The organism is Paenibacillus sp. J22R67, from assembly GCF_059692175.1.
This window is the reverse complement of sequence record NZ_JCAUAX010000002.1, coordinates 701,360-721,582: the sequence shown is the minus strand read 5'-3', so window position 1 is coordinate 721,582 and position 20,223 is coordinate 701,360. Positions and strand designations below refer to the sequence as shown.

The 20,223-nt window shown below is 46.3% G+C and carries 23 protein-coding genes; all 23 read left to right on the top strand.

Annotated features, from left to right (window positions below; genetic code table 11):
* Positions 1-4 precede the first annotated feature (4 nt).
* The 23 genes from AC58VC_RS09400 to rnhB all read left to right on the top strand — a co-directional run bounded on the left by AC58VC_RS09400 (position 5) and on the right by rnhB (position 20,190).
* On the top strand, positions 5-1,129 hold the full coding sequence (locus AC58VC_RS09400; RefSeq protein WP_497368538.1) for a SepM family pheromone-processing serine protease: 1,125 nt from the start codon (positions 5-7) through the stop codon (positions 1,127-1,129).
* Positions 1,130-1,219: 90 nt separating this feature from the next.
* Positions 1,220-1,729 carry a YceD family protein gene (locus tag AC58VC_RS09395; RefSeq protein WP_497368537.1) on the top strand — a complete coding sequence of 170 codons (510 nt, stop codon included), beginning with the start codon at positions 1,220-1,222 and terminating at the stop codon, positions 1,727-1,729.
* A gap of 38 nt (positions 1,730-1,767) precedes the next feature.
* Positions 1,768-1,941, top strand: coding sequence for a 50S ribosomal protein L32 (gene rpmF / locus AC58VC_RS09390; protein WP_145656583.1), 174 nt, complete (start codon positions 1,768-1,770; stop codon positions 1,939-1,941).
* A 119-nt stretch (positions 1,942-2,060) separates the two neighbouring features.
* Positions 2,061-2,675: a transcription factor FapR gene (fapR, locus tag AC58VC_RS09385; protein ID WP_186456240.1), complete on the top strand. Its 615-nt coding sequence runs from the start codon at positions 2,061-2,063 to the stop codon at positions 2,673-2,675.
* Positions 2,659-3,663, top strand: coding sequence for a phosphate acyltransferase PlsX (plsX, locus tag AC58VC_RS09380; protein ID WP_497368536.1), 1,005 nt, complete (start codon positions 2,659-2,661; stop codon positions 3,661-3,663). Before fapR ends, plsX begins: the two co-directional genes overlap by 17 nt.
* A complete protein-coding gene (locus tag AC58VC_RS09375; protein WP_497368535.1) occupies positions 3,660-4,646 on the top strand; it encodes a beta-ketoacyl-ACP synthase III in 987 nt (328 codons plus the stop codon). Before plsX ends, AC58VC_RS09375 begins: the two co-directional genes overlap by 4 nt.
* A 72-nt stretch (positions 4,647-4,718) precedes the next feature.
* Positions 4,719-5,669, top strand: coding sequence for an ACP S-malonyltransferase (gene fabD, locus AC58VC_RS09370; protein WP_497368534.1), 951 nt, complete (start codon positions 4,719-4,721; stop codon positions 5,667-5,669).
* Positions 5,656-6,396 carry a 3-oxoacyl-[acyl-carrier-protein] reductase gene (fabG, locus tag AC58VC_RS09365; protein WP_145656571.1) on the top strand — a complete coding sequence of 247 codons (741 nt, stop codon included), beginning with the start codon at positions 5,656-5,658 and terminating at the stop codon, positions 6,394-6,396. The genes fabD and fabG overlap by 14 nt, the downstream gene beginning before the upstream one ends.
* Positions 6,397-6,480: 84 nt before the next feature.
* Positions 6,481-6,714: an acyl carrier protein gene (gene acpP / locus AC58VC_RS09360; RefSeq protein ID WP_028558238.1), complete on the top strand. Its 234-nt coding sequence runs from the start codon at positions 6,481-6,483 to the stop codon at positions 6,712-6,714.
* A gap of 95 nt (positions 6,715-6,809) precedes the next feature.
* A complete protein-coding gene (gene fabF / locus AC58VC_RS09355) occupies positions 6,810-8,045 on the top strand; it encodes a beta-ketoacyl-ACP synthase II (RefSeq protein ID WP_497368533.1) in 1,236 nt (411 codons plus the stop codon).
* 60 nt (positions 8,046-8,105) lie between these two features.
* Positions 8,106-8,807, top strand: a complete 702-nt coding sequence (gene rnc / locus AC58VC_RS09350; protein ID WP_315951136.1) for a ribonuclease III — start codon at positions 8,106-8,108, stop codon at positions 8,805-8,807.
* A gap of 95 nt (positions 8,808-8,902) precedes the next feature.
* Positions 8,903-12,478, top strand: a complete 3,576-nt coding sequence (gene smc / locus AC58VC_RS09345) for a chromosome segregation protein SMC (RefSeq protein ID WP_497368532.1) — start codon at positions 8,903-8,905, stop codon at positions 12,476-12,478.
* A gap of 28 nt (positions 12,479-12,506) precedes the next feature.
* Entirely contained in the window at positions 12,507-13,493 is a 987-nt protein-coding gene (ftsY, locus tag AC58VC_RS09340; protein WP_145656565.1) for a signal recognition particle-docking protein FtsY, read from the top strand.
* 153 nt (positions 13,494-13,646) lie between these two features.
* Positions 13,647-13,997: a putative DNA-binding protein gene (locus AC58VC_RS09335; protein WP_497368531.1), complete on the top strand. Its 351-nt coding sequence runs from the start codon at positions 13,647-13,649 to the stop codon at positions 13,995-13,997.
* A gap of 26 nt (positions 13,998-14,023) precedes the next feature.
* Positions 14,024-15,382: a signal recognition particle protein gene (gene ffh / locus AC58VC_RS09330; protein ID WP_497368530.1), complete on the top strand. Its 1,359-nt coding sequence runs from the start codon at positions 14,024-14,026 to the stop codon at positions 15,380-15,382.
* A 36-nt stretch (positions 15,383-15,418) separates the two neighbouring features.
* Positions 15,419-15,691 (top strand): 30S ribosomal protein S16, encoded by a 273-nt coding sequence (gene rpsP, locus AC58VC_RS09325; RefSeq protein ID WP_029195333.1) that lies wholly within the window; start codon positions 15,419-15,421, stop codon positions 15,689-15,691.
* Positions 15,692-15,717: 26 nt separating this feature from the next.
* On the top strand, positions 15,718-15,948 hold the full coding sequence (locus AC58VC_RS09320) for a KH domain-containing protein (protein WP_145656559.1): 231 nt from the start codon (positions 15,718-15,720) through the stop codon (positions 15,946-15,948).
* An 83-nt stretch (positions 15,949-16,031) separates the two neighbouring features.
* On the top strand, positions 16,032-16,547 hold the full coding sequence (rimM, locus tag AC58VC_RS09315; protein WP_497368529.1) for a ribosome maturation factor RimM: 516 nt from the start codon (positions 16,032-16,034) through the stop codon (positions 16,545-16,547).
* Positions 16,544-17,296, top strand: coding sequence for a tRNA (guanosine(37)-N1)-methyltransferase TrmD (gene trmD, locus AC58VC_RS09310; protein WP_497368528.1), 753 nt, complete (start codon positions 16,544-16,546; stop codon positions 17,294-17,296). The genes rimM and trmD overlap by 4 nt, the downstream gene beginning before the upstream one ends.
* Before the next feature lie 168 nt (positions 17,297-17,464).
* Positions 17,465-17,806, top strand: a complete 342-nt coding sequence (gene rplS / locus AC58VC_RS09305) for a 50S ribosomal protein L19 (protein ID WP_127458434.1) — start codon at positions 17,465-17,467, stop codon at positions 17,804-17,806.
* Between the two features lie 92 nt (positions 17,807-17,898).
* Positions 17,899-18,525, top strand: a complete 627-nt coding sequence (gene lepB / locus AC58VC_RS09300; RefSeq protein WP_497368527.1) for a signal peptidase I — start codon at positions 17,899-17,901, stop codon at positions 18,523-18,525.
* Between the two features lie 11 nt (positions 18,526-18,536).
* Positions 18,537-19,400 carry a ribosome biogenesis GTPase YlqF gene (gene ylqF / locus AC58VC_RS09295; protein ID WP_497368526.1) on the top strand — a complete coding sequence of 288 codons (864 nt, stop codon included), beginning with the start codon at positions 18,537-18,539 and terminating at the stop codon, positions 19,398-19,400.
* A 142-nt stretch (positions 19,401-19,542) separates the two neighbouring features.
* Positions 19,543-20,190 (top strand): ribonuclease HII, encoded by a 648-nt coding sequence (gene rnhB / locus AC58VC_RS09290; protein WP_497368525.1) that lies wholly within the window; start codon positions 19,543-19,545, stop codon positions 20,188-20,190.
* Positions 20,191-20,223: the final 33 nt, after the last annotated feature.

Below are 20,223 nucleotides of genomic sequence, written 5' to 3'. Positions count from 1 at the left end.
CTGCATGGAAAACGAAGAAGAGAATCGAATTCAAACGTGGTCTAATGATTCCTATCGATACCCGAGAAGATCGTCGACGAGACGTTATTTAGTTTCAGCGCTTGTCGGAATTGTGATTATTTACTTGTTATTTTTTGTGCGTTTACCATTCTTTATTTTCATGCCGGGAACGGCCGAAGAAATTAAACCGATGGTGACAATACCCAAAGGCTCTGATTCGGAAAAGGGAACGTTGATGCTCACGACAGTACGTGTAGCAGATGCCAATATGGTTAATTATTTAATTGGTCTTGTACATCCGTATGAAGAAATTCAGCCCAAAACGAGCGTTTTGCGCAAAGGTGAGTCCGAGCAAGAATATACACAGCGTCAAGAATATGTCATGTTAACCTCCCAAGCGAGTGCCATTCAAGCAGCGTACACGCACGCGAAGGTTCCTTTTCACATCAATCACGAGGGTGTTATGGTGCTGCAGACGTTGCCAGGCTTATCAGGAGAAAAGGTGCTCAAACCCGGCGATGTGCTACTGAAAGCTGGGGAGAAAGAAGTGAAAGTGGCTCAGGATTTACTTGATGCGCTAAAAGGGAAGAAAGCCGGAGAATCCATCACCGTTACATATGCTAGGAATAAGGTGGAACAGCAGGCGTCACTGGCGCTAGGAGCGCTTCCTCTCCAAGAAGGGGAAACAGGTGAACCTCGTGCTGGGATTGGCGTCGTTCCGGCTGATATGCAGGCAGTCAAAGCAGACCAAGAAGATCAGCAGGTCTCCATTAAAGCTGGAGAAATCGGAGGGCCTTCGGCTGGTTTGATGTTTTCGTTAGAGATTTATAATCAACTAGTTCCAGAGGATATCACAAAAGGTTATCGCATTGCAGGAACAGGGACCATTGAAACAGATGGCACTGTTGGTCCAATCGGAGGCATTCAACATAAGATCATTGCCGCGGATAAAGAGAAGGCGGACTTTTTCTTTGCTCCCAAAGATGTGACGTACAAAGATGGGACCAAAGTTACGAATTATTCAGATGCCGTACAAAGAGCAAATCAAATTAAGACGAAGATGAAAATTGTTGAGATTGGTACGATGGATGATGCCCTTAAATATCTAGCAGCACTGCCTCCCAAGTAAGCTCTCAGGAATGAATGCAAATAGATTTATAATTGACAAGAGGCAATAAAACTGGATATAATAATCTTTGTTTGTTTGGGGTGAAAAAAGATGCAGATTCGTTTTAGAGAGCTTTCTCTTAAAGGACAACCGGTCCATATGACAGAAGTGATGAATTTGACGACTCCTTTTGAAGGGCGTCAAGATGTTCTTGGTCATGGTCCAGTACGTGTCGATCTTCTTGCATCGCATGAAGATGGAGTAGTAAAAGTTAACGGAACGTTAACGCTAGACTTGGAGTTAAGCTGTTCACGATGCTTAACGCACACTAATCAAACAATCGAACTTCCTTTTGAGGAAGTCTTCATGCAAAAGCCAGAGGAAGAAGACCCTGATCTTGACGAGGATATTCATTTGGTAGTTGGAGATAAAGTCGATTTAGAGCCGTACGTTGTAGAAAATGTAGTGGTCGGTATACCGTACATACCACTTTGTGACGAAGCGTGCAAAGGTCTCTGTCCCGTGTGTGGAGAAAATCGCAATCTGACAGATTGCGGCTGTAAGCAGGAGAAAATTGATCCTAGGCTTGCAGGTCTCGCGGACTTTTTTAACAAAGAATAAGGCAACGCCCGAAATTCGATGAAGGAGGTGTTTTGAATATGGCAGTACCTCAAAGGAGAACGTCCAAAACTCGTCGCGACAAGCGCCGTACTCACTTTAAATTGGAAGTTCCAGGCATGGTGAAATGTGAACAATGTGGAGAACTGAAGCTGGCACATCATGTGTGCAAGTCTTGCGGAACTTACAAAGGTAGAGATATCGTAAAAGCATAAGAATAAGCATAGTACTTCATCCTAGTGTGAGGTGCTATTTTTTTTGCTTTCTTTTTGGTTCTAAATTTAATATACTACAGTTTAGTATCTGGTAATAAGATGAGATCTCACGAGATAAGGTGGTGCTAGCCATCGAACGCCTTCCTAAACGACAAAGGCAGCAGCAATTGCTTCAAGCAATTGAAGCGAATCCTTTTATGACTGACGAGGAACTGATGCGAACGTTTCAGGTTAGCATCCAAACCGTCCGGTTAGACCGATTGGAACTAGGTATTCCTGAGCTGCGGGAACGCATGAAGCACATGGCTGTCAAAACGTACGATCAAGTGCGTTCACTGTCCATTGATGAAGTCATTGGTGAAGTGATCGATCTACAGCTGGATAAAAGCGGTATATCGATTTTTGAAATTAAAGAAGATCATGTTTTCTCAAGAACCAAGATTGCAAGAGGACATCATATATTCTCACAAGCAAACTCCCTCGCCGTTGCCGTTATCGACGATCCGATCGCCTTGACAGCCTCAGCAGATATCCGGTTTATACGTTCTGTAAAGCTAGGAGAGAAATGTATCGCCAAAGCCTATGTGCGTTCCGTTTCCAAAGGGAAAGCAAGAGTTGAGGTGTCTTCCTACGTTGGCGATGAGGCTGTGTTCCGAGGTAATTTCGTGATCTTTCATTCGAAGAAAGAGCAACATCTAGAGAGGGAGGATAAGCTGCATGCGGATCGCGATTGATGCCATGGGCGGCGATAATGCCCCGAAGATTGTAGTGGAGGGTGCGCTAGCAGCGGCCAAAGAGTGGAAGGATGTACATATCATTTTGGTCGGCAATAGCGCCGCAATTGAAGCCCACCTCACAGAGAGGCCGGCAAATATAAGTATCCGTCACACGGAGGAAGTTATTGAAGCGGAAGATGAGCCTGTGAAAGCCGTGCGACGCAAAAAAGACGCGTCCATGGTTGTGGCAGGTAAACTAGTACGCGAGAAAGAAGCAGAAGCTATGATCTCCGCTGGGAACACAGGCGCGTTGATGACGACAGGCTTGCTCGTGGTTGGGAGAATCCCAGGCATTGAGCGTCCCGCTCTAGCGCCAATGATCCCGACAATGGATGGTAATGGTGTGCTTGCCCTGGACTTGGGTGCGAATATGGATGCTACACCGGAACAATTGCTGCAGTATGCAATCATGGGCAGTATTTACCGTTTCAAAGTGCATGGCATTGCTAAGCCGCGCGTAGGCCTTCTCAACGTAGGAACCGAGGCTGCCAAAGGGAATGAATTAACCAAAACAGCATATCCTTTAATGGAACAAGGGCCTATTCATTTTGTGGGAAATGTCGAATCTTCTCAAGTCCTGCGCGCCAAATGCGATGTTATCGTATGCGACGGGTTTGCTGGGAATATTATGCTGAAATCGATCGAGGGTGCTGCGTCTACCATTTTTTCGGCACTGAAACAGGAATTTACGAAATCGATATTTACGAAGCTGGCAGCAGCAGTTCTCAAGCCGGGTCTTACCCAATTCCGCAAAAAGTTGGACTATAACGAGCATGGGGCGGCACCGTTCTTGGGCATAGATGGATTGGTCCTGAAGAGCCATGGTTCCTCTGATGCAAATGCCATTAAAAATGCAGTTCGCCAAGCTAGAATAGCTTTGCAAAATGATTTGGTTGGCACGATATCTGCCGAAATAAGCCATGGGAAGAGAGATACAACAACATGAACCTAATACCAGTTGGGGTACTTGGTACAGGTAAATATGTACCTGATCGTATATTAACGAATCAAGAATTGGAAACGATGGTTGAGACGAACGATGAATGGATCGTAACAAGAACAGGCATCCGAGAAAGAAGGATCGCAGCTGAAGGACAAGCAACGTCCGACCTTTGTTATGAAGCTTCTTTGATCGCACTGGCCAACGCTGGCATCACTGCGGACCAACTTGATTTAATTATCGTTTCCACCATCACGCCGGATATGTCATTTCCATCAACGGCTTGCATACTTCAAGAGAAGCTAGGTGCCAAAAAGGCGGCAGCATTTGATTTATCTGCAGCTTGCTCAGGCTTCGTATATGGTTTAGCTAATGCTTCCAATTTCATTGCAACCGGAACTTATAAATACGCCCTAGTGATTGGCGCAGATTGTTTATCCAAGATAACAGATTATACAGACCGCAATACGTGCATTCTGTTCGGTGACGGTGCAGGAGCTGTTGTGATAGGCGAAGTGCCTGAAGAGAGAGGCTTCAAGTCTTTTGAACTTGGTGCTGATGGTACAGGTGGACCACTCCTGAAAATTGAAGGCGGGGGATCACGCAATCCTGCTTCACAAACATCGATCGACCAACGTATGCATTACATCTACATGGCTGGGGCTGAAGTGTTCAAATTCGCTGTGCGGATTATGGGGAACGCAGCCGATGAAGTTCTGCAAAAAGCAGGTTGGGACAAATCGGATATCGATTTACTAGTCCCGCATCAAGCAAACATGAGAATTATTCAGGCTTCCTTAAACCGACTAGAAATGACTGCAGATAAATGTATGATTAATCTTGATAAATACGGAAATATGTCAGCAGCCTCCATCCCTGTAGCGCTTGCAGAAGCAGCAGAACAAGGCAGATTAACGGAAGGCGACCGTCTAGTGCTTGTTGGTTTTGGCGGAGGTCTAACTTGGGGTGCAACCGCGCTCGTTTGGTAGTCCAGTCCATTAAATACTTCTCATTTATCTATATTATTTAAAATCTATTGCCAAAGGGGATTCTATTCTCGTATGGGTAAAATTGCTTTTGTTTTTCCTGGCCAAGGCTCACAATCAGTAGGGATGGGTCATGATTTATACACGAATCATCCGGCTGCCAAAGCTTATTTTGACCGCGCGGATGAAGCGCTGGACTTTTCTTTGTCTGATCTGATCTTCCAAGGTCCAGAGGACCAACTGAAGATCACATACCACACGCAGCCTGCCTTGCTGACAACAAGCATCGCTTGTTTGGAAGCATTCAAGGCTGCGGGCATTACGCCAGACTATGTCGCTGGACATAGTCTCGGTGAATACAGCGCGCTCGTCGCAGCTGGCGTGCTCGCTTTTGAAGACGCGGTCCGTACGGTGCGGGCTCGCGGCGAGTTCATGGAACAGGCCGTCCCTGGCGGCCTGGGTGCAATGGCGGCCGTGCTCGGAGCCGAGCGCGAAGCGCTTGCGGAGCTGTGCAAGGCCATCACAAGCGGCGGCTCCGTCGTGGAGCTCGCCAATGTGAACTGCCCGGGACAGATTGTCGTCTCGGGCAGTAAAGAAGGTGTGCAAGCGGTAGTCGAGCGCTGCAAGGAAGCTGGCGCGAAGCGGGCCATACCGCTCGAAGTGAGCGGACCTTTCCACTCTTCGCTCATGAAGCCGGCTTCGGAGCGTCTCGCTGAGGTGCTCGCAGCCGTCGAGATGAGCGAGGCAGCCGTTCCTGTTGTTGCCAACGTTACGGCACGTCCTGTTACGTCTCCAGCCGATATTCGCGGTTTACTTGTCGAGCAGGTATACTCCCCTGTATTATGGGAGGACACGATTGCTTACTTGATCAGCGAAGGTGTAGATACGTTTATTGAGTTGGGATCAGGGACGGTGCTTGCCGGTCTGATCAAAAAGGTCGATAAAACGGTCAAAACCGTTTCAATTGGCGGCCAAGAGGCCTTGGAGAAGTATGTGCAGGAGGTGCAAGATCATGTTAACAGGTAAAGTAGCACTGGTAACCGGGGCATCCCGAGGAATCGGCCGAGCGATTGCCTTGCATTTGGCTGAGCATGGCGCAGATGTTGCTGTGAATTATGCAGGAAGTGAAGCCGCTGCTGGAGAAGTAGTAGCAGCGATTGAGGCAATGGGGCGCAAAGCCATAAAACTCCGTGCAGACGTAAGTAGCTATCAGGAGTCTGAAGAATTAGTTAAGCAAACCATTGAAAAGTTTGGTAAGATTGATATTCTTGTGAATAATGCAGGTATCACAAGAGACAATCTAATCATGCGAATGAAGGAAGAAGAATTTGATCAAGTCATTGCTACGAATCTAAAGGGTGTATTTAACTGTGTTAAAGCTGTTACACGTCCTATGATGAAGCAACGATTCGGTCGAATAATTAATATATCTTCTGTAGTTGGCGTGCTCGGGAATCCGGGTCAGGCCAATTATGTAGCAGCCAAAGCCGGCGTTATTGGGTTAACCAAGGCTACGGCGAGGGAGCTTTCCACTCGGGGAATTACCGTGAACGCGGTGGCGCCAGGTTTCATCGAAACCGATATGACCGACAAGTTGTCGGCCGAGATGCGCGAGCAAATGTTAAAGCAAATTCCGTTGGAACGCCTTGGTCAACCGGAGGAAATCGCGAAGGTTGTTCGTTTCCTGGCATCCGATGATGCATCCTACATGACAGGCCAAACACTTCATGTGGATGGCGGCATGTACATGTAAGATTCGCCAAAAAGAGAATCTCCAAATTGCCTACTGGCAATCTGTCAAAGATTCTCGTATAATACCAAAGAGGAGGTGAACCGGATGTCCGACGTATTGGATCGTGTTAAACGAATTGTAGTCGATCGTCTAGGGGTTGATGAAGCTGAAGTCACCCTCGAAGCATCTTTCAAAGAAGATCTTGGTGCTGATTCTCTCGATGTAGTTGAATTAGTAATGGAATTAGAAGATGAGTTCGATTTAGAAATTTCAGATGAAGATGCTGAGAAGATTACGACAGTAGGAGAAGTTACGAATTACATAAAATCTCATACGTAATAGTCTACAGAGTCCCGTTTCTAATCAAGACGGGACTTCTCTCCATTCTCACCCAATAAAAAAACGAAGATTCACTACTATAGAAGGTGGTACAGATGAAAAGAGTTGTAATTACAGGTATGGGCGTAGTTACTGCCCTTGGTCAAGATTTGGATACGTTTTGGGGCAATTTGACGTCCGGTAAGTCCGGTGTCAGCTTGATCGAGAATTTTGATGTAAGCGAATACCCAACACGCATTGCAGCAGAAGTGAAAGATTTTAAAATTGAGGATTATGTGGATCGTAAAGAATCCCGCCGGATGGACCGTTTCGTACAGTTCGCCGTAGCAGGCGCGCTAAACGCTCTGAAGGACGCGAACTTGAATTTGAAGGAAGATACGGATCCTGAACGCGTTGGGGTTTCCGTTGGCTCTGGAATCGGCGGTTTGAACACTTGGGAAGAGCAGCATAGAATACTTTTGGAAAAAGGTCCAAAACGTGTTTCTCCATTCTTTATCCCAATGATGATCGCGAATATGGCCTCTGGTCACATCTCGATGGTTACAGGGGCTAAAGGTCCGAACTCCACAGCGGTTACAGCTTGTGCGACAGGAACACATTCCATCGGTGATTCCTTTAAAATGATTCAACGCGGCGACGCGGACGTAATGATCTGCGGAGGAGCAGAGGCGACGATTACGCCGATTGGTGTGGCTGGTTTCTGTGCGCTGCGCGCGATGTCTACTCGTAATGATGAGCCGCATTTGGCAAGCCGTCCGTTTGATACGGATCGTGACGGTTTCGTTATGGGCGAAGGATCAGGCGTTCTGATTCTGGAATCCCTTGAGCATGCTGAGCAGCGCGGGGCGCGCATCTATGCGGAAGTAATCGGCTATGGGATGAGCGGTGACGCCTATCACATGACAGACCCGGATCCGGATGGAGCAGCACGTTGTATGGTGAAAGCGATCAAGGATGCTGGCATTGCGCCAGACGAGATCAATTACATTAATGCACACGGAACATCAACACCAGTTGGTGATAAGTCAGAAACAACAGCGATCAAAAAAGCGTTCGGGGATCATGCCTACAAAGTAGCGGTTAGTTCAACGAAATCGATGACAGGACATCTACTTGGGGCTGCGGGAGGCGTTGAAGCCGTAATCTGTGGTCTGACAATCGCTAACAGTTTGATTGCGCCTACGATTAATCTGGTAAACCAGGATCCGGAATGTGATCTGGATTATGTACCGAACCATGCACGACAAGCAAAGGTTGATATTGCGATGTCCAATTCATTTGGTTTTGGCGGTCACAATGCAACGATTATTATGAAAAGGTTCCAAGCATAATTTGCCTGCCTGGGAAGAAAGATAACGAAATAGCATTCTCTCTGGGTGGTGAATTAAGCAATGAACCGCAATGTTAAGGAATTGCAGCAGCGGATTGGCATCACATTTCGCAAATCAGAGCTGCTGAAGCAAGCTTTTACCCATTCTTCTTATGTGAATGAGCATCGTATTGCTGGACATAAAGATAACGAGCGTCTGGAATTTTTAGGAGATGCCGTATTAGAATTAACCGTTTCGGAATTTTTATATGATTCTTATCCTGGGCGTTCGGAAGGTGAGTTGACGAAACTGCGAGCATCAATTGTATGTGAGCCGTCACTCGTTACGTTTGCTGAAGATCTGGATTTTGGTGCTTTTGTGTTACTGGGTAAAGGGGAAGAATTGACTGGCGGACGTAACCGTCCAGCTCTTCTTGCTGATGTTTTTGAATCCTTCATTGGTGCTTTATATTTGGATCAAGGTATAGATGTTGTAAAAAGTTTCTTGAAGAAATATGTATTTGCGAATATCTCCAGTGAAGGTAAGTTGCTCGTTATTGATTACAAGACTCAGCTGCAAGAGCATACTCAGCATCACGGAATGGGTTCCCTGGAATACCGGATCGTGAATGAGCGAGGACCTGCTCATGAGCGTGAGTTTGTAGCTGAAGTACACATGGATGCCGACCTTCTAGGAACCGGAGCGGGACGTTCCAAGAAAGAAGCTGAGCAGCAGGCTGCTGCGCAAGCTTTGTTGAAATTGAATGTGACCGTTCAGCGGTAAGTCATATAGCATAAAGAGGCAGCTGCGGCTGCCTTTTTTGTTTTTCTCTCTTATTTTTAGAAGGGATATGTTACAATAATTTCTGAGGTGAGACCATGTTTTTAAAACGGATTGAATTATCCGGGTTTAAGTCTTTCGCAGACCGGACGGAGCTGGAATTTGTTCGCGGTATAACCGCGGTTGTAGGTCCGAATGGGAGCGGGAAAAGTAATATTTCCGATGGTATCAGATGGGTACTAGGGGAACAAAGTGCGAAGTCTTTGCGTGGCGGTAAAATGGAGGATGTTATTTTTGCGGGCAGTGATGCGCGCCGGGCTGTCAATTATGGGGAAGTATCGTTGACACTGGATAACACTTCACAATCGCTTCCGCTTGATTTCAATGAAGTAACGGTTACTCGCCGAGTACATAGGAGTGGGGAAAGCGAATATTTAATCAATAAGCAGCCCTGCCGCCTGAAAGATATAACGGAATTGTTCATGGATACGGGAATCGGGAAAGAAGCGTATTCCATTATCGGACAAGGACGTATTGAAGAAATTTTAAGTACGAAATCAGAGGATCGTCGAGGTATTTTTGAAGAGGCTTCGGGGATTGTTAAATATAAATCGCGTAAAAAGGAAGCAGAGAAGAAATTAAGTGATACAGAGCAAAATCTGCTCAGGATTCATGATTTGGTTTCAGAGCTAGAGGACCAGATCGAACCTCTACGGGAGCAGTCAGAGAAAGCGATTCGCTACAAAGAGCTGCGTGAAACGCTCAAAAGCAGTGAAATTGCCATGTATGTTCATCAGATTGATCAGATATATCTCTCCTGGAATGAAGCTTCGCAGAAGCTGGAGAAGCTGGTCAAGGAGCAAACAGAGCTTTCAACCATTGTGAATCAGCATGATGCGCATTTGGAGAAGCACCGGTGGGAAACCCGCAGGCTGGAAGAGGAGCTAGAAAAGCTGCAGGAGAGCTTGCTGGTCCTAAGCGAGGAATTCGAGAAGTGCGAAGGACATGGTGAGGTACTCAAAGAGCGTAAGCGAAATTACGTCGCTAATCAGCAGCAGCTTAGCAGCACGATTGCCTTGCAGGAACAACGCAAAATAGACAAGGAAGCGGAACTTAGCGAACAGCGTGAGAAAATCATTCAAATTGGCGCTCAACTCTTTGAGTTTCAAGCTAAGCTGACGGCTGAAGAACAACGCCTGCTTGGGGTTAACGGTGGAATCAGCTCTTCACCAGAAGATCAACTAAAGAGTGAACTCTTAGAGACGTTAAATCGGATGGCGCAAGCACGGAACGAAATTCGTTATGCTGAGCAGCAAACGGAAAGTATTGGACGCAGGCTGGAAAGGCTTGATGATGAGCGCCAGAAATGGGCTGATCAGCGCGAGAAAATCACCGTACGCAAGCACGAATTAACGGCAAAGCTTGAAACAACAGTTAAAGAAATAGAAGACATCAGACAGCAGTATGTCCAGTTGACGCAAAGCTTGAAGAATAAGCAAGGGTTGCTCGATGATGCCTTAGGTATGGTCCGCAAATGGGAGCAGAAGTTAGATGCATTGACATCACGCCGCGACACCATGAAAGAAATGGCCAACGATTACGACGGCTTTATGCAAGGTGTTAAAGAGGTGCTTAAGGCGAAAAGCCGCAAGGATTTGCGGGGGATTCGCGGCGCTATTGCCGAACTCGTAAAAGTGCCGGCTGATGTGGAGATTGCGATTGAAACCGCTTTAGGCGGGGCTTTACAAAATATCGTGGTCGAAACAGAAGCCGATGGACGTGAAGCGATTTCTTTCTTGAAGCGTCGTCAAATGGGACGGGCAACGTTTTTGCCGATGAATGTTATCCGAGGGCGCTCGATTTCGGACAACGAGATCAGCTCTCTAAGATCGGCAAAAGGTTTTATAGGCATCGCAGTAGATCTGGTATCGTTCGACTCTACGTATCAGAACATTTTCTCGAGTCTCCTTGGTAATGTGGTTGTTGCCCAAACGTTAGAAGATGCGAATCATATTGCTGCAAAAGCGCAATATCGCTATCGGGTTGTGACGTTAGAAGGCGATGTAGTTAATCCCGGAGGATCTATGACGGGGGGGAGTTTGCAGAAGAAGTCGACAAATCTGCTAGGCCGTCAACGCCAAATTGAAGAGCTGGATAATGAAATCAAACATTCTGAGCAGCAGCTTAGTGGCTTGCGTAGTCAATCCAGCGTCATGAAGCGTGAAATTACGGATGAGATGATGGCCGTCGAGCAGCTTCGCCAGCAAGGTGAGCAAAAGCGTATTGAGGAGCAGCAAGTACGTGCGGAGTTAAATCCGCTTGAAGCAGAGAGTCGCACGGTGGATGAGCAACTTTCCTTGGATAGCCAAGACAGGGGGGCTTTGCTTGAAGAGCAAGCTGATCTTGCACGCAGGAGGACGGAGTCCGAAGCAGCGCTTGCGGAGCTGCAGCAAGAGGAAGCTTCCCTGCAGCAAGCGATTCGAGATGCTGAGCACTCGCGGAAAGCCAGCGAATCGGAGAAAGAAGAGCTGCAAGGCCAACTGACGGATCTCAAAGTGAAGGTGGCTTCAATTTCCCAAGAGAAACAGTCGCTTCAGGATCAGCAGCGGCGGTTGCAGCAGGATCTTAGCGAGTCGGATCGAGAGATGGAGATGAACCGCGGTCTTCTGCAACAGCTGGAACAGGACATGAGTGCTACTGAACAGGAAACTGTTCTGCAAGTAGAATTACTTAATGATCTCAAACTGAGGAAGCAGCAGTGTACAGAGAGCATTGATTTCAAACGTGCGGAGCGAACCGAGTGGTTACATAAGCTTGAGCAGGGTGAGAACGAAACGCGGGCACAACGCGTACAGCTAAAGCAAGTTGAAGAGAGCTTGCATCAAACCGAAGTGCGTGTAACTCGTCTGGATGTTGAGCTCGAAAACTTGCTGAAAAAGCTTGGCGAAGAATACGAGCTTAGCTACGAGCTAGCCAAAGAGCGCTATCCGGTTCCAGAGGATATTCAAGGCACGCAGACTAAGGTGCGTGAGATCAAACGCGAAATTGCTTCGCTCGGCGATGTCAATCTCGGTGCGATCGAGGAATATGCGAGGATCTCAGAGCGTTATGAGTTTTTGAACACACAGAAAAATGATTTGATCGAAGCCAAAACTACGCTTTATCAGGTAATCCGCGAGATGGATCAAGAGATGTCCAAGCGCTTCAAGACAACCTTTGATGCGATTCGATCGCATTTTGGCGTTGTTTTCTCCAAATTGTTCGGCGGGGGACGTGCAGATTTGATCCTGTCCGAACCGGAAAATATGTTGGATACGGGGATTGAGATCGTCGCCCAACCACCAGGCAAAAAGCTGCAAAATCTTCAGCTCTTGTCCGGGGGAGAACGCGCGCTTACGGCGATTGCGTTGTTGTTCTCGATTATTCGGGTCAAGCCGGTTCCATTCTGCGTATTGGATGAAGTAGAAGCTGCCTTGGATGAAGCGAACGTATCCCGTTTTGCGGAATATTTGCGCGAGTTCTCCGAAATGACGCAATTTATCGTCGTTACTCACCGTAAAGGGACGATGGAAGAGGCCGATGTACTCTACGGTGTAACCATGCAAGAGGGCGGCGTCTCCAAGCTCGTTTCTGTTCGATTGGAAGATGAGGAAGCGGAAATGTCCGCATCTTAATAAGTTTAAGTTATCCTTGGGAGGAACTATGAGTTTTTTTAAACGATTAAAAGAGAGCATTTCTAGCAAGGCCGAAGCGGTAACAAATAAGTTCAAAGAGGGACTAACGAAAACGAGAGATGTGTTCGTTGAGCGTGTGGACGACTTATTTAGCCGCCGCAAGAAGATTGATGAAGATTTCTATGAGGAGCTGGAAGAAATTCTGATTGGCGCAGACGTAGGCGTTAATACAGTTCTTAAGCTTATTGATCAGCTTCGCGCAGAAGTGAAGAAACGCAAAATCGAAGATCCCGCAGAACTTCAGCCTATCCTTTCCGAAAAATTGATTGAGCTGTTGAAGGGCGACGCCGATGCAGGCTTGAATTTAAACCCTAATGGTCTATCGGTTATCTTGTTTGTAGGTGTCAATGGGGTTGGGAAGACGACAACGATCGGCAAGATGGCGCACATGTTCAAATCTCAAGGGAAGAAAGTGCTTATGGCTGCTGGTGACACATTCCGTGCCGGAGCGATTGAGCAGTTGGAAACTTGGGGCCAGCGTGTCGGAGTTGACGTGATTAAGCAGCAATCCGGAGCTGATCCTGCTGCAGTTATGTTTGATGCTGTGCAAGCTGCCAAAACCCGTGGCGTGGATATTTTGCTCTGTGATACGGCAGGTCGCTTGCAAAATAAAGTTAATTTGATGGAAGAGCTGAACAAAATTTACCGTGTTATCCAGCGTGAAGTGCCAGATGCTCCTCATGAGGTTATTCTTGTGCTTGACGCGACGACGGGGCAAAATGCGCTCAGCCAGGCTAAGCTATTCGGAGACAAAACTGGTCTAACCGGATTAGTGCTCTCGAAACTTGATGGGACGGCCAAAGGCGGTATTGTTGTGGCGATCCGTCAGGAACTATCGTTGCCAGTGAAGTTTGTCGGTCTGGGTGAAAAAATGGATGATCTTCAGCCCTTCGACTCTGAACAGTTCGTTCACGCCTTATTTGGCAAATGGATCGGCGAGCAAAAAGAAGAATAATAAGCGAAATTCTCCTCTGCCGCTAGTCGGTTAGTGGGGGATTTTTTAGTTTGAGAAGTGACAAGGTAAAACGCTTGACATTCATCTTGGAATTCAGTATGATAGGTTCTGTTGTGCTGGTGTCAAGGGTGCAACCTTTACGGAGGTGAGTTCATGACTATCGATCAAATGCTTGCGAAAACAAATCGCATAAATCTGCTATTTGATTTCTATGAAGCACTTTTAACCGAGAAGCAGAGAACGTTCCTTCAATTGTATTTTCATGATGATTACTCACTCGGAGAGATTGCCGAGAATTTCGAAATAAGCCGCCAAGCGGTATATGAACATATAAAACGGGCAGAGTTAACTTTACAGGAGTATGAAGCTAAACTGCATCTGTTACATAAGCATGAACAACGTATGAAGCTGCGCATAGAGCTGGATTATAAGCTAGATAGCTGCGAACCAGAGCTAAAGAGGAAAATGGCAGAGCTTTTTGATACAATAATAGGGATCGATTAAAAAAGTCTAAGCAGGAGGTGAAGCGCATGGCATTTGAAGGATTAGCAAACCGATTACAGAACGTATTCGGCAAGCTGAGAAGCAAAGGTAAGCTGACGGAAGAAGATGTAGGCGAAGCGCTTCGCGAGGTAAGGCTCGCTCTGCTTGAAGCGGACGTTAACTTTAAAGTGGTGAAAGACTTTATTGCTAAGGTGAAGGAACAAGCTATCGGACAAGAAGTGCTGAAGTCCTTTACACCAGGCATGGTCGTTATCGATATTGTTAACAAAGAGCTCACGGCATTAATGGGTGGTACACAGAGCAAGCTTGCTCGCTCCAATCGCCCGCCAACTGTCATTATGATGGCAGGCTTACAAGGGGCAGGTAAAACAACGACGTCTGGTAAACTGGCGAAGTTGCTGCTTAAGCAAAATCATAGACCGCTGTTGGTTGCGTGTGACATTTATCGTCCTGCGGCAATCAAACAGTTAGAAGTACTCGGTGAACAGCTCAAAGTTCCTGTTTTTTCACTAGGAGATCAAGTAAATCCTGTTGAAATTGCAAAAGCAGGACTTCAACACGCGAAAGATAACGGCAATGACTATGTGATCATTGATACAGCGGGTCGCCTGCACATTGATGAGAACTTGATGGATGAGCTGAAGAATATTCGTTCCGTCGTTGAACCTGATGAAATCCTGCTTGTTGTTGATTCTATGACTGGACAGGATGCTGTCAACGTGGCTGAGAGTTTCCATCAGCAGTTGGAACTCACTGGTGTCGTACTAACCAAGTTGGATGGCGATACCCGCGGTGGCGCGGCGTTATCTGTCAAGGCCGTTACGGGTTGCCCGATTAAGTTCGTAGCAAGTGGCGAGAAGATGGACGCGTTAGAACCATTCTTCCCGGATCGTATGGCGTCAAGAATTCTTGGCATGGGCGATATGTTAACTTTGATTGAGAAAGCGCAAGCTGGTATCGATATGGACAAGGCGAAAGAAATGGAACGCAAAATGCGCAACGCCGAATTCACTTTCGAGGATTTCCTTGATCAGATGGAGCAAGTGAAGAAGATGGGTCCGCTTGATCAGATTCTGGAGATGCTGCCAGGCGCGAACAAGATCAAAGGCATGAAAGATATGAAAGTCGACGACAAACAGATGGCACGTGTTGAAGCGATTGTGAAGTCGATGACGAAGGAAGAGAAACGCAAGCCTGAGCTTTTAAATGCAAACCGTCGCAAACGGATTGCACTAGGCAGTGGTAACTCGGTTCAAGAGGTCAACCGTTTCATTAAACAGTTCGATGATATGCGCAAAATGATGAAGCAGTTTTCGGGTATGATGGGGCCGAAAGGCGCCAAAGGCATGAAGAAGTTAGGCAAGGGATTTAAATTTCCCTTTTAAATAATGTTTTTTATTCTAAGTAGGAGGTGATTTTTCATGGCAGTACGTATTCGTCTTAAACGTGTAGGCGCTCATAAAGCTCCTTTCTACCGTGTGGTGGTTTCGGATTCCCGTTCCCCGCGTGATGGTCGTTTTATCGAAGAAATCGGAACTTATAACCCGATCGCAGAACCAGCAGCTGTAACCCTTGATGAGGAAAAAGCGCTGAAATGGCTTCAAACTGGCGCTCAACCGTCCGATACAGTTCGCAGCCTGTTCTCCAAAGCAGGTTTGATGACTAAGTTTCACGAGCTGAAATTGCAGAAGTAATCTGTTATCTTTCGGAGGGTGGGTTCATGAAGGATCTTATCACCGTTATTGCTAAGGCTCTTGTTGATCATCCGGAAGAAGTACGTGTCGTTGTCGTGGAGAAGGATGACAAAATTGAGTACAGGCTGTCTGTTCACCCCGACGATGTCGGTAAAGTGATCGGGAAGCAGGGCAAGATTGCGAAATCGCTCCGCACAGTCGTCACGTCAGCAGCAGTGAAAGAAACGAAGCGGGTAGCCGTTGAAATCGTTTCATAAGAAACTAGGTTAGGATTCAGTTCCTAGCCTTTTTCTTATATGGTCTTGGAAGGTAAATTATAGTGGAGGTTGGGCAAGCGCAAATGACCGAGAAACTAATAACTGTTGGTTTAATCGCAAATACCCACGGGATTCGTGGGGAATTGAAAATAGTTCCAGAAACTGATTTCCCAGAACGTTTTGATAAAGGAAATACATTAATCATTGTTGATCCTCAAAATAAGCAAACGCCGGTGACGGTTCAAACCTCCCGCTTACATAAAAATGTATTTATCGTCCAATTTGCGCAGTTCAGCAACATTAATGAGGTTGAGAAATACAAAGGTTCACTGCTAAAAATCGAAGCTAAGAATCAACAACCCTTGGAAGAGGGAGAATACTATTACCATGAGATTATTGGCTGTAAAGTCGTAACGGAGGAAGGCCAGGAACTAGGGCTTGTTTCTGAAGTTTTGACACCTGGCGCCAATGACGTTTGGGTTGTGGACCTGCCTAAGGGCAAACAGCTGCTGCTTCCTGTGATTGATGATGTGGTCCTGGATGTGGATATTGCTTCCAAAACAATCCGGATTCATTTGATGGAAGGACTAATGGAATGAGAATCGACGTATTAACCTTGTTTCCAGAAATGTTTGACGGCGTATTTTCGTCGAGCATTTTGGGGAAAGCTCGTGACAAGGGAATTGTTAGTCTAAACACCGTGAATTTTCGTGAGTACTCCAATAACAAACATAATACCGTCGATGATTATCCCTACGGCGGTGGCGGTGGAATGGTTCTGAAGCCAGAGCCGATTTTTGCCGCAGTGGAGGATTTACCTAAGCATCAAGAGGCAGGACAGGAACCAGCAAAGCCGCGTGTCATTCTCATGTGTCCACAGGGGACGCCGTATTCGCAGAAAATTGCCGAAGAACTTTCGAGCGAAGAGCATCTTGTGTTCATTTGTGGTCACTATGAGGGCTACGATGAACGCATTAGGCAGTATCTAGTGACCGATGAGCTATCCATAGGTGATTATGTATTAACTGGTGGAGAATTGCCTGCTATGGTGGTCATAGACAGCGTAGTGAGGCTGCTGCCTGGTGTGCTGGGCAATGAGATGTCAGCGGTGACGGATTCGTTCTCCACAGGCCTACTGGAGTACCCTCACTATACAAGGCCTGCTAAGTTCAGAGACTGGGAAGTGCCTGAGATGCTTTTATCAGGTCATCATGAGAACGTAAAGCGCTGGCGCCGGAAGGAATCCATCCTTCGTACCCTTGAGCGTCGTCCTGATTTGCTTGAAAGTAGAGAGTTGTCCAAAGAAGAAAAGATTTGGATCATGGAATGGCAAGAGAAAAACAAATGAAGTAGCCCCCAAAAACTTCTCTATTGAATTTCTCTTCTGTCTATGATAATATATATTCTGTTGTGAATTTTTCAACAGTTCGAGTCTGGTGGTCCTCTACGCATAACAGCTAAGACATACTATGTAGATAAGCGGAATGAACACCTGTGTGGAAGGAGGGAGTCAACTATGAATCTTATTCAAGAGATTACGAAAGAGCAACTCCGTACGGATATTCCTAATTTCCGTCCAGGAGACACACTTAAAGTACACGTAAAAGTTATCGAGGGTACACGTGAGCGTATTCAGCTGTTCGAAGGTGTTGTTATTAAACGCCACGGCGGTGGAATCAGCGAAACGTTTACAGTTCGTAAAATTTCTTACGGTGTGGGTGTGGAAAGAACTTTCCCATTCCATTCTCCGAAGATTGAGAAGATTGAAGTGGCTCGCCGTGGTAAAGTTCGTCGTGCGAAACTTTATTATCTGCGTGGTCTTCGTGGTAAAGCAGCAAGAATCAAAGAAATTCGATAAGAAAACGGGGGGCTTGTTCAGGCAAGTCTCCTTTTCATTTTTGTAGGGCAATCTAATACATATAACCAAAACTGGAAAAGAGGCAATCAGTGATGGAACAGAATGAGCAAGATCAGCCTAGAATAAGCTCAGTTACGACCGCGGAAACTACACCTGCAGCACCTGCTAAAACAGCAAAAAGCGAAACTTGGGAATGGATCAAAGCGTTAGTAATCGCGGGAGTGCTCGTTATTATCATTCGCTGGTTCCTGTTCTCACCTTTCATAGTCGACGGTGACTCCATGCGCCCGAATTTTTTAACCGGCGAACGACTCATTGTTAATAAAATTGTTTATGACATTCGCTCACCGAAGCGGGGAGAAGTTATCGTTTTCCACGCACCGGAGGGGAAAGATTACATTAAACGTGTGATCGCACTCCCAGGTGAAACCGTTAAGGTAACAGGTGATAAAGTATTTATTAATGGTCAAGAGATTGATCAGCCATTCATCAAGGAAGCTATCGAGCAAGCGAATAAAGAAGGACATGCTTATAATACATTGTCAGACTTTCCGGAAACGAAAGTACCAGATGGAGAGCTTTTTGCAATGGGGGATAATCGTCCTAACTCGAAAGATAGCCGAGCTAAAAGTGTAGGTTTCGTTCCATTCGAAAAAGTTGTTGGCCGTGCGGAAGTTATTTTCTGGCCGCTGAACAAAATTAGTTTTATACATTTTTGAGGTGAAATAGAATGACCATTCAATGGTTTCCCGGTCACATGACCAAAGCTCGAAGGCAGATTGAAGACAAGCTTAAGCTAATTGATGTCGTCATTGAGCTCTTGGATGCCCGCGTACCGCTTTCCAGCCGGAACCCAATGGTAGATGAAATTTTGAAGGGCAAACCTCGGTTAGTCCTTTTGAATAAAAACGATCTGGCGGATCCTCAAGTGACAGCGCAGTGGGTTAAGTATTTTGCAGATCAAGGACTGCCTGCTTTGCCTATTGATGCAGCCACTGGAACTGCGACCAAAGAAATCTTACCCCGCGTAAAACAGCTGTGGGCACATAAAATTGAACGTCAAATCAGCAGAGGAATTAATCCTCGTGCTGTAAGGGCACTCATCGTAGGCATTCCAAACGTTGGGAAATCAACGCTCATCAATCAGTTGGCGGGTAAGAAAATCGCAGCAACGGGCGATAAGCCAGGTGTTACCAAAGGTCAACAGTGGATTAAAGTCGGAACTGAGATGGATTTGCTGGATACGCCAGGTATTTTGTGGCCGAAATTCGAGGATCAATTGGTTGGTCAACGTCTTGCAGCGACCGGTGCGATTAAAGAAGAATTGTTGCATTTGGATGATATTGCGCTTTTTGTTGTCCGTTACATGGTTGAACATTATGGTGCAGCTCTTCAAGAGCGATTCGGAGTAACCAACCTTCCAGAGGATATGGAGAACATACAGGAAGTGGTTAAAGTAATGGAAGCAATCGGTCGGAAACGCGGAGCCATCGTAAGTGGTGGTAAAGTGGATCTAGATAAAGCTTCCTTAATTATCATACGTGATCTTCGAGCAGGTAAAATGGGGCGTATTTCCTTGGAAAAGCCTCAGTGATACAAAGAAAATAGCCACTTTCGGACCTAGCTGGTAAGGCGGGACCGTAAGTGGTTTTTTGCTTTTTAGGCAGAAAAAAATGGGTATAGCTTGACGAAGCGGCAATCCCTTATAATGATGAGATGGAAAGGGGCGAAATTCATTGCTGGAGCACGAAAAAGAAGTATGGGAGCAAGGATTCAGCCTTGTTGCCGGGATCGATGAGGTAGGAAGAGGTTGTTTGTTCGGTGATGTCGTTGCGGCAGCTGTGATTCTTCCTCAAGGCTATGTATTAGAAGGAGTTAATGATTCCAAGAAACTCTCTGAGAAAAAACGGGATGCCCTCTACGAGCAGATTATGGAAGAAGCTCTAGCTGTAGGGGTTGGCATCGTTGATGTTGATAAGATTGAAGCCATTAATATTAAACAATCCGCTAGATTGGCTATGAAGATGGCTGTCGAGAAGTTAAGCCAAGTACCGGATTATTTGCTTGTGGATGCTGAAATCGTAGATTTGGATATTCCACAAACCGCTATTATACATGGAGATGCGTTAAGTCAATCCATTGCAGCAGCATCAATTATCGCCAAAGTGACGAGGGATCGGATGTGTGTTGATTGGGATGAGCAATATCCCGAGTATGGACTTGCCGTACATAAAGGTTATGCCACAAAGCACCATAGAGAGATGCTTTTGCGCTATGGTCCGACGGCTCTTCATCGAAAATTGTTCATACGTAAAGTAATGGCTCAGCTGGAAGAGAAAGAAACACAGCCGCAGTCTGAACAGTTGGAACTGGATTTCATCTAACCGCATCTTATTAAGAAATCGCGAGAAGCAGCC

Coding starts and splice junctions, on each gene's coding strand:
- AC58VC_RS09400 (WP_497368538.1), top strand. CDS start 5: ATGGAAAACGAAGAAGAGAATCGAATTCAAACGTGGTCTAATGATTCC.
- AC58VC_RS09395 (WP_497368537.1), top strand. CDS start 1,220: ATGCAGATTCGTTTTAGAGAGCTTTCTCTTAAAGGACAACCGGTCCAT.
- rpmF (WP_145656583.1), top strand. CDS start 1,768: ATGGCAGTACCTCAAAGGAGAACGTCCAAAACTCGTCGCGACAAGCGC.
- plsX (WP_497368536.1), top strand. CDS start 2,659: ATGCGGATCGCGATTGATGCCATGGGCGGCGATAATGCCCCGAAGATT.
- AC58VC_RS09375 (WP_497368535.1), top strand. CDS start 3,660: ATGAACCTAATACCAGTTGGGGTACTTGGTACAGGTAAATATGTACCT.
- fabD (WP_497368534.1), top strand. CDS start 4,719: ATGGGTAAAATTGCTTTTGTTTTTCCTGGCCAAGGCTCACAATCAGTA.
- fabG (WP_145656571.1), top strand. CDS start 5,656: ATGTTAACAGGTAAAGTAGCACTGGTAACCGGGGCATCCCGAGGAATC.
- acpP (WP_028558238.1), top strand. CDS start 6,481: ATGTCCGACGTATTGGATCGTGTTAAACGAATTGTAGTCGATCGTCTA.
- fabF (WP_497368533.1), top strand. CDS start 6,810: ATGAAAAGAGTTGTAATTACAGGTATGGGCGTAGTTACTGCCCTTGGT.
- rnc (WP_315951136.1), top strand. CDS start 8,106: ATGAACCGCAATGTTAAGGAATTGCAGCAGCGGATTGGCATCACATTT.
- smc (WP_497368532.1), top strand. CDS start 8,903: ATGTTTTTAAAACGGATTGAATTATCCGGGTTTAAGTCTTTCGCAGAC.
- ftsY (WP_145656565.1), top strand. CDS start 12,507: ATGAGTTTTTTTAAACGATTAAAAGAGAGCATTTCTAGCAAGGCCGAA.
- AC58VC_RS09335 (WP_497368531.1), top strand. CDS start 13,647: ATGACTATCGATCAAATGCTTGCGAAAACAAATCGCATAAATCTGCTA.
- ffh (WP_497368530.1), top strand. CDS start 14,024: ATGGCATTTGAAGGATTAGCAAACCGATTACAGAACGTATTCGGCAAG.
- rpsP (WP_029195333.1), top strand. CDS start 15,419: ATGGCAGTACGTATTCGTCTTAAACGTGTAGGCGCTCATAAAGCTCCT.
- AC58VC_RS09320 (WP_145656559.1), top strand. CDS start 15,718: ATGAAGGATCTTATCACCGTTATTGCTAAGGCTCTTGTTGATCATCCG.
- rimM (WP_497368529.1), top strand. CDS start 16,032: ATGACCGAGAAACTAATAACTGTTGGTTTAATCGCAAATACCCACGGG.
- trmD (WP_497368528.1), top strand. CDS start 16,544: ATGAGAATCGACGTATTAACCTTGTTTCCAGAAATGTTTGACGGCGTA.
- rplS (WP_127458434.1), top strand. CDS start 17,465: ATGAATCTTATTCAAGAGATTACGAAAGAGCAACTCCGTACGGATATT.
- lepB (WP_497368527.1), top strand. CDS start 17,899: ATGGAACAGAATGAGCAAGATCAGCCTAGAATAAGCTCAGTTACGACC.
- ylqF (WP_497368526.1), top strand. CDS start 18,537: ATGACCATTCAATGGTTTCCCGGTCACATGACCAAAGCTCGAAGGCAG.